At 62.6% G+C, this 12,825-nt stretch carries 14 protein-coding genes; 3 read left to right on the top strand and 11 right to left on the bottom strand.

Going from position 1 to position 12,825, the window contains the following annotated elements; genetic code table 11:
- The first annotated feature begins 743 nt into the window (after positions 1–743).
- Positions 744–1,199 carry a hypothetical protein gene (locus ACR65W_RS03950; RefSeq protein ID WP_434502322.1) on the top strand — a complete coding sequence of 152 codons (456 nt, stop codon included), beginning with the start codon at positions 744–746 and terminating at the stop codon, positions 1,197–1,199.
- Positions 1,200–2,109: 910 nt separating this feature from the next.
- On the opposite strand, the gene ACR65W_RS03945 is transcribed toward ACR65W_RS03950, so the two are convergent.
- The 7 genes from ACR65W_RS03945 to ACR65W_RS03915 form a co-directional block, all read right to left on the bottom strand.
- Positions 2,110–2,628, bottom strand: a complete 519-nt coding sequence (locus tag ACR65W_RS03945) for a hypothetical protein (RefSeq protein WP_434502320.1) — start codon at positions 2,626–2,628, stop codon at positions 2,110–2,112.
- Positions 2,613–2,882 (bottom strand): hypothetical protein, encoded by a 270-nt coding sequence (locus ACR65W_RS03940; RefSeq protein WP_434502318.1) that lies wholly within the window; start codon positions 2,880–2,882, stop codon positions 2,613–2,615. Before ACR65W_RS03940 ends, ACR65W_RS03945 begins: the two co-directional genes overlap by 16 nt.
- 89 nt (positions 2,883–2,971) lie before the next feature.
- A complete protein-coding gene (locus ACR65W_RS03935) occupies positions 2,972–3,619 on the bottom strand; it encodes a hypothetical protein (RefSeq protein ID WP_434502316.1) in 648 nt (215 codons plus the stop codon).
- Positions 3,616–3,903: a hypothetical protein gene (locus tag ACR65W_RS03930; protein WP_434502314.1), complete on the bottom strand. Its 288-nt coding sequence runs from the start codon at positions 3,901–3,903 to the stop codon at positions 3,616–3,618. The genes ACR65W_RS03935 and ACR65W_RS03930 overlap by 4 nt, the downstream gene beginning before the upstream one ends.
- Positions 3,900–5,330, bottom strand: a complete 1,431-nt coding sequence (locus tag ACR65W_RS03925) for a DUF4055 domain-containing protein (protein WP_434502312.1) — start codon at positions 5,328–5,330, stop codon at positions 3,900–3,902. The genes ACR65W_RS03930 and ACR65W_RS03925 overlap by 4 nt, the downstream gene beginning before the upstream one ends.
- Positions 5,330–6,760 carry a hypothetical protein gene (locus tag ACR65W_RS03920; protein ID WP_434502310.1) on the bottom strand — a complete coding sequence of 477 codons (1,431 nt, stop codon included), beginning with the start codon at positions 6,758–6,760 and terminating at the stop codon, positions 5,330–5,332. The genes ACR65W_RS03925 and ACR65W_RS03920 overlap by 1 nt, the downstream gene beginning before the upstream one ends.
- The gene (locus ACR65W_RS03915; RefSeq protein WP_434502308.1) at positions 6,757–7,134 is read right to left on the bottom strand and encodes a hypothetical protein; all 378 of its coding nucleotides are present in this window, start codon (positions 7,132–7,134) and stop codon (positions 6,757–6,759) included. The genes ACR65W_RS03920 and ACR65W_RS03915 overlap by 4 nt, the downstream gene beginning before the upstream one ends.
- Before the next feature lie 244 nt (positions 7,135–7,378).
- On the opposite strand from ACR65W_RS03915, the gene ACR65W_RS03910 reads away from it, so the two are divergent.
- On the top strand, positions 7,379–7,954 hold the full coding sequence (locus tag ACR65W_RS03910; RefSeq protein ID WP_434502306.1) for a recombinase family protein: 576 nt from the start codon (positions 7,379–7,381) through the stop codon (positions 7,952–7,954).
- Positions 7,955–8,514: 560 nt separating this feature from the next.
- Here ACR65W_RS03910 and ACR65W_RS03905 read toward each other — a convergent pair.
- The 3 genes from ACR65W_RS03905 to ACR65W_RS03895 form a co-directional block, all read right to left on the bottom strand.
- Entirely contained in the window at positions 8,515–8,949 is a 435-nt protein-coding gene (locus ACR65W_RS03905; RefSeq protein WP_434502304.1) for a hypothetical protein, read from the bottom strand.
- Positions 8,946–9,755, bottom strand: a complete 810-nt coding sequence (locus ACR65W_RS03900) for a hypothetical protein (protein WP_434502302.1) — start codon at positions 9,753–9,755, stop codon at positions 8,946–8,948. The genes ACR65W_RS03905 and ACR65W_RS03900 overlap by 4 nt, the downstream gene beginning before the upstream one ends.
- A 411-nt stretch (positions 9,756–10,166) precedes the next feature.
- On the bottom strand, positions 10,167–10,469 hold the full coding sequence (locus tag ACR65W_RS03895) for a hypothetical protein (RefSeq protein ID WP_434502300.1): 303 nt from the start codon (positions 10,467–10,469) through the stop codon (positions 10,167–10,169).
- 812 nt (positions 10,470–11,281) lie between these two features.
- On the opposite strand from ACR65W_RS03895, the gene ACR65W_RS03890 reads away from it, so the two are divergent.
- Positions 11,282–11,515 carry a hypothetical protein gene (locus tag ACR65W_RS03890; RefSeq protein WP_434502298.1) on the top strand — a complete coding sequence of 78 codons (234 nt, stop codon included), beginning with the start codon at positions 11,282–11,284 and terminating at the stop codon, positions 11,513–11,515.
- Positions 11,516–11,694: 179 nt separating this feature from the next.
- On the opposite strand, the gene ACR65W_RS03885 is transcribed toward ACR65W_RS03890, so the two are convergent.
- Positions 11,695–12,825 (bottom strand): efflux RND transporter periplasmic adaptor subunit (locus ACR65W_RS03885; RefSeq protein ID WP_434502296.1); only part of this gene is annotated, 1,131 nt, incomplete at its 5' end.

The raw sequence follows: 12,825 nt of genomic DNA, 5'->3' as shown, positions 1-12,825 counted from the left end.
AACGCAAAAACGCCCCGCCAGTTCATCCGTGGTCGGGGCGTCTCTGTGACGGCCAAGGGCTTGGGGGCCGTGGCCGTCAATCTGTCCTCAGAGTAGCACGCGCATCTTACGCCGCAAGTCGTAAGGCCTGAGCCTTGCGCCGTTCCTTCGCCGCCGCCCAACAGCGCCCAAAGCTCCATTGGAGCCCGAGGCGCTTGCCGTCTCGGAAGCGCTTGTGGGCGTTGCGCATGATGGCGGAGCGGTCAGGCCCTTTCAATGTTGAGTCCGACTTAGCGGTGTTGGCGGCAGGTCAAGTCGGATCTGATCGCGGGCTTCGGTTCGAAGGACAGCCTTCACGCGGGCCGCTCGGGCCCAATGAAGGACGTGGTCGCGTTCCGGATGCCCGACCATTGTGTCCGCCGCGAGCAGCAAGATCTTTGACGCTTCGTTGAACCTGCGACGCCTGAGCAGCCTCTGTGCGATCGGTAGAAGCTCTATGTAACTGAGCGCCCCGGCACCGAGTTCGGGGCGTGTGCTAATATCCTGAACGGTCATCGCGAGCTCCATTCTTGCGTTGATCAGGGCGGTCCTGGCGTTGCTGCGCCGTGGCCGCCCGCCCCAAAGCATGCCCTCGCTTCAAAGATTGTCAAGAAAAAGCGAGAAAGTAGGAACGATCCTACTTTGTTTAAGCAGCCATCCTACTTTTGAATATGGAATTGCACTGCACTATTACTTGATTTTGCGAGCTCTTGCTCGAAGGTTTCTTGCGGGACAGACGCGAGGCGCTGAAACGTCTTGGCCTGATCATGCGTCAAACCAGCCTGCTCAATTTGCTGTTTCTTCGTTGGGAAACTAGGGGTGACGCCCCCCTTAGTTTTCGACGGCCTCCCGCCGACCGCCTTCTCCAAGTCCTTCAGCAGCTCGCCGGCGCGGCGCTCGGCGCGCAGACGAATTTCGCAAGCCTGGCGCTCGGCGTCGCGGATCTGACGGGCCTCGTGGATTTCCTTGTGGGTGAGGCCGAGGTCGGAGGCTGTCGCCGGAGCAAACTTCTCTTCTGGAAGTTTGGTTCTATCCCCGCCCTGCGACTGAACCTCCCCCCGATCCTGGGCGGCATCGTACTCATCGGCAAGGCGCCGCTTCGCCAGCGCTTCGATTTCAAGCGCATCAGCTTGCGCGTGAACTCGGCGCGCTCGGACTCGATCACCTTCGCCTCGTCATAGGCGACGGCAAGCGGCTTCTCCCCGGCGATCACCGATTGCGCGACGGTGGGAGTCACGCGGAGCACGAAGCGGGCGTTTGAAAGCAGCGCTTTATCGAAGCCCAAAACCGTTGAATTATTCAACGCTTTCTTGCCGCGCCCGCCCTTCTCTGGCTCGGGATAGGCCATCGCGACGGCCATCGCGCGCGCACCTTTGCTCATGTGCCGGCGATTGACGTTGACCTCCAGCGCATAGCCGTCCGGGTCGGCGCCTTCGTAAGTCGTGAAGCTGGGCTCGACCCCGGCGAGCCTGCACGCGGCGAGGCGGTTACGGCCGTCGAGGACTCGGCCTTCTTTGTCCAGAACGATCGGATGCTCGAGCCCGCGCTCACCTCAGCGGTGAATCTGAATCAGCAGCATCATGCCGCCCAGAATCTCGGCGACGACGATGGATGCGATCACGGCGTTAGCGATCGGAACGCGGATCATGCGCGGATCTTTGGGCGCATGCGCTCCAAGATTCAATTAGGCATGTCGCCGCAACGGTTTGCAAAAAGAACCCGCGACCGTGAAGCCGCGGGCAAAGGGGACAGAACATGCCTGCCGATCCGACAGGCGAGGCGCACACCATATCCGCTGATCCGGCGAGAGCAAGCGTGACAAGGCGCTGGGCGCGTCGACTCAGCTAGAGCTAGCCTGATAGCGCTATCTCGCTTCTCGCCTCCCCAGCGCCCACGGCGGCGGCGCGTAGCCTGGATATCGATCGAACCCGCCGTTGCGGATTCCGTAGGAGCGGGAACCGCGAGGGCCGCGCGATTCGACATCGCCGTTATCGCAGGTGACGACCGATTGGCCGGCGTAGTTGCCGTATCTGCAATCGCCAGCGAACGCGGGCGCGGCGGCGAGTGCGAGGATGGTGACGATCATGCACATCATTGCTTTTCGTCTTCGTCCATTTCGGCAAGCTCTTTGGCGTCGTCCCAGGCCTTGTGAAGGATATGCGAGATGAGATGCCATCGGTCAAATCGCGCTTTGAAGAATGACGCAGCCAATATTTGGTGCACTTGCGGCTCGCAGGCCATTGCCGCCGTCGACAGGAACGGGCGCGGCGGGATTTTGACCGTCCCGAGTTCCTGATAGCGTGCGATCGGCGAGTCCGAGTAAACATACCCGAAGACTTCCTCGCCGTTTCGATATGGCGCATCCACTTTGATCGACCTCTTTAAGTCGCCTTCTCGCAACAGCGGCGCCGGAACCTTGTAGCCCTGGCGCGCCTTATCTTCGATCGTCGACTCGGCGAGCGGCGGCCAGAAAGGCTGGTCTACTCCGATCATCCCGCGAGCCTTGCGCGCGACGAGTTTGCACGCGCGTGTGATCCCTTCGCCTTCAGCCTCGCTCACGCGCGCGGCGTCCATGAGCATGTTTGCAAATTCGTTCAGTGTGATCGGCAAGGCTCCCTCCCTCCCGCTTCGGCGACTTCGATTTTTTCCAACAACAAGACCTCGAACGTCACCCGACAGGCGCGAATGAATTCCAGCGAGGCGCCCTGGCGATGAAGCTCGGCGGCGAAGTCCTCCGCAGCTGATGTGATCTCGGCGCGCTTTTCTTCAATGGGCTTGCCGGCGAGCTTTAAGGCCAGATCATCGATGACCTGAGACGACTCATGGGAAAGAAGAAAGCGCTTTGCCTGTTGAAGCGGATCCATCGCAGCATCCCTTTGCCTTGGGCGGCGACGGGTGTGGGAGAAACCCGCCGCCGCCACGCGCGGCCTGTGCAGCTCAGGTGGCGCGAACCTTATGCTGCCTCTGGCCTTGCGAGCTTTCCGAAACCTTCCCTGGTGACGCCTACCTCTCTCGCGATTTCGTCCGCCGCGACTGTGCAAGCCGCGCTGGCGTTTTCCCACGCGTTATGCTCGATCTCCAATTGGGCAAGGCGCTCCGAAAACATGCTCTCCACAATGCGCTGCTCGACCGCAGCGTGGATATCGGGATCCAGTCCGGCGAGGAACGGCGAGACTTCTAGAATGGCCGCTTGGAGCAGCCGATCGTCGGTCTCTAGCGCAAGCCGGCGACGATCGTTTGGTGTGAGCATGTGAAGCCGGCCGCGGGCCTCCCGACGCAGCTCTGCGCTAAAGCCGTCCGAGAGCAACTCAACCGCCCTTTTCTTCAGGCCGCCGATCTCGCCAGCAATGCCGGCGAGCGCCTTGTCAACTTCCTTGCGGAGCTGGCTGTAGTGCGCGGCGAAGCCCTTGGAGGCGACGACTACCAGCTCTTCTCGCTTGCCCTGGGCGGATAGTTTCTGGTTGCTGCGGATCTCCGCTGCCTTCTCGCTGAATCGATCGGCGAGCTTGAGCGCTGTTTCGACATTCCTCGCGACCGCCGGCGGCGCGTTCGGCGGGACGCGTTTGAGGAAGTTCTTGATGCGGAGTTCACTCGGGGTCATTGCTCGAATCCTTTCAAGATTTCGTCGCGACGTGACGTGATTTCGCTGCGCCAACACACCCCCTCTCCGCGTGGCGCGAAGACAGGGTGCGCGAACGCTTCCTGATGCTGCGGCAGTTCGGCGAAGGTCCGCACGTCCGGCGCGCCGTCATGGCCGATGCCGCCGTTCATCAGCGCCTGATCGATAGCGGCGAGATTGACATAGGCGACATGTAGCGCCTCGATTGCCGCGGCATAAGTCGAGCCGGCGATGGAGCGGGCATTGATCAATTCTTCCAAAGTCACGTCTCGTTCCTTTCTGCGGCCGCAAGGCGGCGATCTTCTTCAACAGGGTCAAAATTCGGTCCCAGCATCCCGCGCCGCGCGAGCTCATCGCGCGCCGTCTGCTTGGAGATCACGCGCTCCTTCTCGGCGTTGAGGATGACGCTGGCCTCGGCCGCCGCCATGATGTCGGCGGAGAAGTCGGTATGGACGTCGACGGCTATCGGCCAGGCGCCGATCGCTCTCCGATCGTCATGATTCATCCAGGGCACCGTGAACGTGAAGGCCTGCTCGAGCGCGTCCTTCAAATTCAAAGCCCAGCTCTGCAAAGCGCTGTGCGCCTTAGCCGACGCGATCGCGAATTCCGTTGCTGAAACATCGCCATCGCGCTCGATCGTCGGCGCCATGCCGAGTCGCTGCATGTTTTCGATGATCGAAGCGACGTGCTCGCGGATTTCCTTCAGATTCCGGGCGTCGGGTTGGATGTAGGAGTAGGAGCCGTTTCGGCCGTCCGGACCAGGCGGCGCGAAAAGGCACACCTTGGGGCCGACCGCCATTTCGCTCGCATCTTGCGGGCGCTCGACGCCGCTCGCGGAAAGCATCGGCGAGCCGGCGTACGTCAAAATTTCTTCCTGACGGCTGAGAGCTCTGAACAGTTCGACCTGCATGTCGGCGAGGTCGCGCAGCGGCGGCCGCGCGCGGATCGCGCCCATGCGCTCGCCAAGGAAGAGCGGCACCGCCTTAACGCCGTCGTCGGACGGTTCAGTCGTCCCCTCTTCGAAGAGTGCCCAATCTTCTGCAACCCCATTCGGCGATTGTTCCTTTCGCCAGGTCTGCCAGGTCCCAGGCTCCAGCACGCGGACCTGTTCGATCTGCGTCTCGCCCCATTGGCCATCCGGTTCTGTCACGCATTCACGCAAGCGCAGGTGGACGATGCGTTCGCGGCCGCCGATGCGTTCGGTCCGGCACGCGATGATTGTCTCGGCTGGATAATGTGACCAGTAAGGCCTCAAACCGAGCCGCTTCTCATCGGCAAGCGTGCGCGCGCCGTTCGGCGGGTAGTCGACCAAGATCAGCGAGACGCCGTTCGCCAGCGCGTCGCGGAAGAGCTTGCGCGCGAACACGTGAAGGCAGTTCCCGCGCGCGTCGACGTCATCGGCGAACCTTAAAATCGGCTCCGGCGCGCCTTCGGCGAAACCGACCGCGCGAGAGAAGGGCTTCGAGGCCAAGGTCAGCAAAACATCGCTGAACTCCCCGCGCCACGGCGAGCACGCCACGCGTCGGCGCCACTCAGCATCGTCTTCCGCGGCGTAACGCGGGAGGTAAACGCCAGCCTTTGCGCGCATGGCTTTGAGGCCAGCACGAACATCGACGATCAGTCCGATGTCATCCTGCATCGCCTCGACTTCGGCACTCGGCGTCGCGACAGTTGCCGGTGTTTTTTGCATCATCACCCCCACCTGAACGGCATGCTGAACGCCGTCGGCGCCGTGGCCGGGGAACCGGCCATCGCGACGACTCCGGCGACTGAGTTGATGATGTCGTCGCGGGCTCCGGCGCCGGCGGGATGGTCGACGCTATCTTTTCCGCTTCTGCTTGTTCGTCTCTCCAGGGCGATCAGCTGCGCCGCCATGCGCGGGTGATCGAGGAGCTCGACCCGTCCGCCGTTCAACCGAGGCAACAGCTCGAGGTAGAGTGTGCTCTTTGGCCGGCCGCACGGCTCATAGTTGATGCCGCGCTTGCGGAACTGCTCTTTCGGCCACTGGCCGGCGTAGTTGTCGCCCTCGATTCGGCTCACGCCGTAACTCTTCAGCAAATCGGCATATTCGGCGACGACGTCGGATGGATTAAAGGGCGGCCGCCGCTCCCTCAGCGCGTCGATGACGACAAGGTCGCCCTCGGCATGGCCGATGGCCAGTGTGAAACTGTCCGCGCTGCCGCCAGAAGGATCCGTGAAACCGGCGTAACGGACACCGGCTGCGCGCGGCAGCTCGAAGCGGTTCGGCACCGTGCACGCGATGACGACTTCGCGGCGCACGAATTGCTCGAGGTCGCTTCGAAACTCGCCGCCCCACTCAGACGCCGCGACCTGGGGATCGCGCTCATACGCGCGGTCGATGACGGACTGCGGAATCGTCGAGTTGAAATCGCGCGTAGCGCCTTTCGCGACAAGGATGCGCGGATCGCCGTCCTTGCCGTGATGTCGTGAGAAGGTGGTGAAGGCGTAGCCGCGCCTGCTATACGGCGACGTGATGGCCACGAGCTGGCCCGACGCCGTCGCCAGGCCTGGCCGGATGGATTCGATGACCTCCGTGTCAGGATTGCTCGAGCCGCCGCTGTCATCGCGCCAGAAGCTGATTTCGTCGGCGATCGCCATGACGAGCGTGAGCCCGCGTAAGCTGCGGAAGTCGCAAGCCCTGACCTCGACGTCGATTTGATTGGACAGGCTTAGCGAGCTCGACGTGCGATTCGTGATGAGGCTGCGGAGCGCCGCGTTTCCGTCGAACACGCCGGCGATGTAGCCCAAGATCACGCGGGCTTGCTTGGTGTTTTCGGCGGTGATGAGCACGACACCGCGCTCGCCGGCCTGCAGCCTGTCAGAATAGTCGCACAGCGCAGCCGCATAGACGGCCAAAGCCGCGACGCCCGATGATTTGCCGGCTCTGCGGCCAGCGATGATCAGCGCCTCTTCGACGCGCTCCGTGGGCGATGTCTCGCGGCCTGTCAGGCGATGGAAGTGCGAAAGCTCGGACGCCGTCAGCTCCTCGCCCTGCGAGGCCAGCAACAGCGCCCGCATCGGCTCCCGGCTGTCGCCGCCCATGACGGGCCCGAGGAGGTGCGGATCCTCAAGCGCGGCGCGAAGGCTGAGCAGCGGCTTCATGCCTGCTCCTGGTGACGCGCCAGGATATCGTCGAGCGCGGTCTTAGGCGCCGGACCGGCGGCGCTCAGGACCGCTCGCTTCTTGGCGACAAGCCGGCTCAGGCGCAGCGCATCGCTCCGGGCGCGGACGCGCATCTTTGGATCGTCAGAGCCGATGGCCTCGCCTTGCGCCTGATCAAGCTGCGCGGCGAGCGCGGCCAGGTCGCGAATGGCGGCATGATCGCCTTCCGGGAACTCACGGGCAAGGTCACGGAAGTGGCGGGCATATAGTTGGCCGGCGGCGGAACGAAGATCGAGGCCGGGCAGCCGGTCCGGCCGGAATGTGCGGCCGCTCTTGCCGGAAGCCCTTTTCGGGCGAGCTGCGGACTTCGTCATTGACATTGCCGCTCAAACTGTGCGCGGACGCCGCGCGAATCACTTTCAATGTGAATACGCCTCACATCGAAGCTTGGCAAGAACGGCGCAGGAACGAAATGAGGCGGGTGACGCCCAGATTTGAATGGGTGCAAAAACGTTCGTATTCGCACAGGCTAAAAATACACCTGTGCAAAAGTAGCGATTGCATGTTTTGCGCATATGTGCGCTAATGTCTGCCATATTCGCACATATGGAGAGAGCCGTGTCACGGGTTTTCGCTTATTGCAGAGTTTCGACCGTCGATCAGACCACCGAGAACCAGATCCGGGAGATCGAAGCCGCCGGTTTTTCCATCGATCGGCGCCGCGTTGTCGAAGAGACGATCAGCGGCGGCGTTCAGGCCGCTCAGCGGCCGGGATTCGCCAAGCTTCTCGACCGACTGGAGGCCGGCGACGTCCTCGTTGTGACCAAGCTGGACCGTTTGGGCAGAAACGTCATCGACGTGAGGCAGACCGTTGACGCCCTCGCCGAGCGCGGCGTCCGTGTCCATTGTCTGGCCCTGGGCGGCGCCGATTTGACCTCAGCCGCCGGCAAGATGGTGATGGGAGTCCTGAGCGCCGTCGCAGAATTTGAGCGCGATCTCTTGCGCGAGCGCACTGCAGCCGGAATGGAGCGGGCAAGGGCCGAGGGCAAGGCGCCGGGACGTCCCGCAAGGCTCACCGATGCGCAGCGCGCCGAAATCCGCGCCCGCCTGGCGAAGGGCGCCACAGTCTATTCGCTGGCCAAAGAGCTTGGCGTCGCCCGCCGGCTGATTCAGCGGGCCCGAGACGCCGCCTGATCGCCTCCGACCTCGAAAGGCCCGCCCTCACCGGCGGGCTTTTTTGCGCCGCCGCTGCGCGTGGTCGAAATTTTCCCGTCGCGCGCGTGAAAGAGGCGCATGGGCTTTTTCGATGTTCTCGGCGCGCTTTGATGGGTCTTGTTCCTCGGTCTGTTTGAAGTCCCGGTTGATTGGTGTTTGCCGCCTGACCTGGTGGTCTTTTCTGGTCGCTGCGATAGCGTAATCACCGCAGCGAGAGCCGTGATGCGCATTGGCTATATACGGCTCCCCAGCGGCGCTGAAGCGCCCCGCAACTTCCTTGTCGCTTACTCTGTAGCTGCGCGATCTGCCTTTGCATGCCCAACCCATTCTCCGTCGCATCTGATTTTTGGACCCGCGCGCGCCAAAATTCGGCGAGTCCTTTTCATTTTCGGATCACGCGGAGCCGAAAATCAGCAAAGGCAGATTTTTGGTCCCGCGCGCTCCAAAAATCCCCGAGACGCCAACGAGAGCGGCGGCCTCTTTTGATTTTTCCGCCAGCTGGCGAGAAATTCCCCGCCGGGGTTTTGGGCCCCGGGAGCCTAAAACCCCAAGGGGCTATCGTCGTACCACATCCGGGGCGTCGGGCTCGGCCGCTTCCTCTCCCGCCTCCGGTCGCCGTCGAGGCCGATTGTGACCGTTTCGTCGCGGACGATATTCCGCATCACGAGCGAATCGGGCTGGTCGTCGAGAGGCGCTTTCCACCAATTCGCGCGGCGCTCTCGCTCGGCCTCCATTTCCTTGTAGAGCGCTTCGACGCCGGCGCGTGCTTCATCGAGGCGTGCACTTGTGCCATCGTCTGCGTCAGCTGCGTCGGTCTGGCTCGGACTTGTGCCAGCGGCATGCTGCGGATCCGCGGCACTTGTGCCACGCCGGCGATACCAGCTCCGACGCGAAACGCCTTCTTCCTCCCATGGGCGACAGCGAGAAAGCGAGCGCGCGAGATATTCCTCGCGGGTCTGACGAGGCTTGCTCATCGTGCGGCCTCCCGGATCCGTCCGGAAGATCGTTCGCGCATATAGAGCGCCAGCAGCGCGAGCTCGGATAGCGACAGGTTGGGCCGCCCACAATCAGCGCCGCCAGGCGCTGACAAGCGCTGCGCAATATTCTGCGCAAGGGCCGCGAGCTGAGAGGTTTTCTCGCTATCGCTCGAATTTCCGAGCGAAGAAGGATGGCCGATCGCTTGAGAGGATCTTCGATCGATCGAAAAATCATCCGTTGGCGTAGGGCGTGGCACAAGTCCGTCGCCAGGAGAATTATCTAAGAACCCGTAGGGTTCTTTATTGTGGAGCGACGGACTTGTGCCATCACGACCGTCGGCCTCTTTCAAGCGCCGGTAATAGGTCCGACGGGAAATGCCGAGGGCTTCCCATGGACGAGTTCTCGAGGCTGAATTCCGCTCGTATTCTTCTCGAGGCTGAGCGCCGCCCGCCCGACGCATTGTTTCTTTTTGTGCCCGATCGCGTTCGAGTTTCTTATCGCGGGCCTGCGCCCGAATGACTTCTGGAGTCGAGTCGACGGCGCCGATCGAACGAAGGCAGAGATCTTCGCGTTCTTCATAATCGACGCCAAGGCGCCGCGCCGCCTCTTGTGGACTTACCAGGCAGCGATTCGTTGCGGTCCAGCGCTCGCCGTCGCGCATGCCTTCAGCGATGGAGTCCAGGATCCGCTCCCCGATATAGATCCCGTGCCGATCTACCTGCGCATGTATGGCCAGGCGCGCTGGCGAATTCTTCGCGCCCAGAGCAGTCTCGACCGTCGCTTCAGGCCAGCGCTGCGGCACCTTTCGGCCCGGCTCAAAATAACGACCCGGCCTGAAGAGCGTGAGCGCGTTCGCGGCGAGGAAGCCGAAAACTTCCCAATATCCCATCGAACGAGCGCGGCCGGTTTCGGGCGCCATGGCTCGGCGCAAATCACCAAGTCGGCGAGCAGCTGCGCCGTGGCGAATGTTGTTGACGCTGCGTGGGGCCGATCCTATTTTGTTGGTGTCGGGTTTGAGCGCTCGGCGATCTCTATCTTCTGGAAAAGTCGCCCTCGCCCGGGCGGCTTTTTCATTTCTAACGCAGCGGTCGCCCGCTGTTTCTTGTGCGTGCATTTTTTCTCTCACGATTGTTCATGGTTTTCTCCGTGGCAGGTCCCGTGGCAGGGGAAGCGATCGCTTCGCAGAGCGCGCAGTACGCGCTCGCCGAAAAGATCACGCGGCAGCGACAGTCTCGACTTTGCGCGGGCGACCGCGCTTCTTTTGCGGCGCAGACTCGGCCGCCGGCGCGACGCGCGCCGCCTCTCCGGCGACTCCCTCGCCGGGCACGTAGTTACGAGCGTCACGACCAAGAACGCGCGTGCTCCGGCCGCGCTTCACGACCGGCAACAGACCGCTGTTGATGTCGTTGTAAACCCTCGTCAGACAGACGTTCTTGAGCTGGCAAATTTCCTTGAGCGAAAATTCACCATACTCGAATCGATCCGCAGTCGTGATCGTGGAGATTTTTTCACGCATGATCTGGCCTCGTGCGCCGGTTGATACATGACGACGAAATTGAGCGCACAAGAATAAAAGCGCAAGGCTGTAGGATATCTCCTATTTGATTGCAGGTTAGGAGCGTCAAACCCTAATAGATTGAATTCACAATTTTATGCTCAGAAAAATAGGACTTGCCCTATTGGCGACGCCCTCGAAAAAATGACCGGAAAACTTTCGCAGACCCCCCACACTCGACCTTAAATTCGGAGCCGAACCGGCATAGTGACTTGCGGACGTTGGTAGTCGCGTTGGTATCAGGCAATCCACAGATTTATTATTCTGCTTTAATTCAGTTCGTTATCTAACTGGTTGGTCTCCGGCCAGGGGCACCACGGATGAATTATCTAATTGATTTGGCCGCCAACGCCTATTTATGCCTCGCGTTCGCCTCGTCAGCTAACTAAATCGCGATGATTTTTGGACAGCTCAACTCAGTGACATGCTGAGTTTGGCTCTGAATGCAGGGGAGCCACAGAATCCGCCAGATGCCACCCGGAATTCGGGCAGTCTAGTCTATCCATGTTCCGCCGCTCATAACGGTCTGGTTGCAGTTTCGAGTCCTGCCTGGCCTGCCAGGCGGTCTTGATTCCGCGAAAAAAGCGGCGCCTGGATAAGGATAGGCCAGGGATAAAAAAAGGCGCTCGTTATTGCCGCCCACAGCTGGTGACGTAGTTAGTTCGCTTCATCCCGCAGAACGAAGGGAGCGTTCATGGCGCTCTGCTTCAGGTCTGAAACGGAGGCAGCTATGCTACGCAAGTTATCCCTAGTCCTCGCACTGGCAAGCGCGCTTGCTTTGCCATCGGCTACGCAGGCTGGGCCCGGCGATCACAGAGGCGGCGGTCGAGGCGGCGACGGGGGTCGAGGCGGCGATATGCGCCGTGGGGGTGGCTGGGACGCTGGTCGCGGCGGCTGGCACGGCGGCGGCGGCTGGCGTCATGGCGGGCGTTGGGACCGTGGCCGACACTGGGGTCACGGCGGACGAGGCCGCTTCTGGGGAGGCCGTTGGTATCCCTATGGCGTAGGTCGCTGCTGGCGTCCAATCCCCGGCGGTTGGGTCTGGATCTGTTAGCAGCACCGTAATTCCGCTCTGATGTCCGAATGTCCGCAACGAACTCAGGCGAACGCAAGACGATCGGAGCGCTGGACGAAAAAACCGCGCGGGCGCGAGACCGCCTCGGGATTGTCTCCAGCCCGCGCCTGCTCACAGGGCGCTTGATGCGGCCGCCCGCTCCTCGATTCCGATACGCGCCGAAGCCGCCATTCCCGGTCGAAGCGCCAGCTCGGGATTATTGACCTCGACGACGACGTCGACGGACGCGCCCAATTCTGATCGGCGCGCCTCGGCCACCTTTCCTGAAAACGTCCGGCCAGGGACCGACTCACTTGTCACGACCGCCTCTGCGCCCGGCGCGATCGCCAGGGCGCCCTCCCCCTCCGCCTTCGCATGAAAGCGAACGATCTTGGCGTCGCCGATCATGAACAGCGGCGCGCCCGTTTCAACGCGCGCGCCGACAGCAGCCCTTCGCTCTATGACGAAACCTGCGACCGGCGCGACAATCGCGGCGCCCACTCGACCCGCCTCCGCCTTCGTCACCGCCTCCCGGCGAAGAGCGACTTCCGCTTCAGCGGGCTCGACTTGCGCCCGCGCCCGCGCCAGAGCGCGACGCGCCGCGCTCAGCGCCTTGCGGCTGGCCGCGCGACGCCCTGACCGCGCCTCCCGTCTGTCGAGATTCGCCTGCACCCTCGCCTGCGCGCGCTCGCGCCGTGTCAATTGCCGCTCAGCGGCCGCCAGAGCGCTTTTCTCGCGCGCCAGAGCCTCGTCGGAGGAAGATGGCGCAAGCGTCGCGCAGGTTTCGCCCTTCTCCACTTGCGCGCCGACGTCGCAAGAGAGCGTCGCGACGACGCCCGCCGCCGGCGCATTGATCGGCGTCTGCGCGACCGGGACGATTACGCCGCTGACGTCGACCGTTCGACCAGCAGACGCTTCCTCGCGCGTGAGACTAACCCGCGTGTGAAGATAGAACGCGCCGCTCACGACAATGATGAGCAGCCCCAATAGACCGGCGACGACAGGTCGGACCCAATCGCCAGGCGCCACGACAGCGGCCGCGCCAGCCGCCGGCGCCGCGGGAACGCCACGAAGCGCAGGAGCCTTGGCGGGCCGCCGGAAAATGGCCTTCTCCACCTCGACGAGCAGAAACAGCACGACGCTCGCGCCGGCGATATGCCACCACATCTCCGGGTCGAGCGGCGGGGTGTTGAACAACGCCTGCATAAAGGGCGCGTAAGTGAAGATGGCCTGCAGCACGACGACGATGGCGACGGAGATCAG

Source organism: Methylocystis sp. (assembly GCF_051062815.1).
Lineage (GTDB): Bacteria > Pseudomonadota > Alphaproteobacteria > Rhizobiales > Beijerinckiaceae > Methylocystis.
Note: the sequence above shows the minus strand (reverse complement) of the source record. Positions and strands in the feature narration are given on the sequence as shown.

Coding starts and splice junctions, on each gene's coding strand:
- ACR65W_RS03895 (WP_434502300.1), bottom strand. CDS start 10,469: ATGCGTGAAAAAATCTCCACGATCACGACTGCGGATCGATTCGAGTAT.
- ACR65W_RS03925 (WP_434502312.1), bottom strand. CDS start 5,330: ATGATGCAAAAAACACCGGCAACTGTCGCGACGCCGAGTGCCGAAGTC.
- ACR65W_RS03920 (WP_434502310.1), bottom strand. CDS start 6,760: ATGAAGCCGCTGCTCAGCCTTCGCGCCGCGCTTGAGGATCCGCACCTC.
- ACR65W_RS03940 (WP_434502318.1), bottom strand. CDS start 2,882: ATGGATCCGCTTCAACAGGCAAAGCGCTTTCTTCTTTCCCATGAGTCG.
- ACR65W_RS03915 (WP_434502308.1), bottom strand. CDS start 7,134: ATGACGAAGTCCGCAGCTCGCCCGAAAAGGGCTTCCGGCAAGAGCGGC.
- ACR65W_RS03905 (WP_434502304.1), bottom strand. CDS start 8,949: ATGAGCAAGCCTCGTCAGACCCGCGAGGAATATCTCGCGCGCTCGCTT.
- ACR65W_RS03935 (WP_434502316.1), bottom strand. CDS start 3,619: ATGACCCCGAGTGAACTCCGCATCAAGAACTTCCTCAAACGCGTCCCG.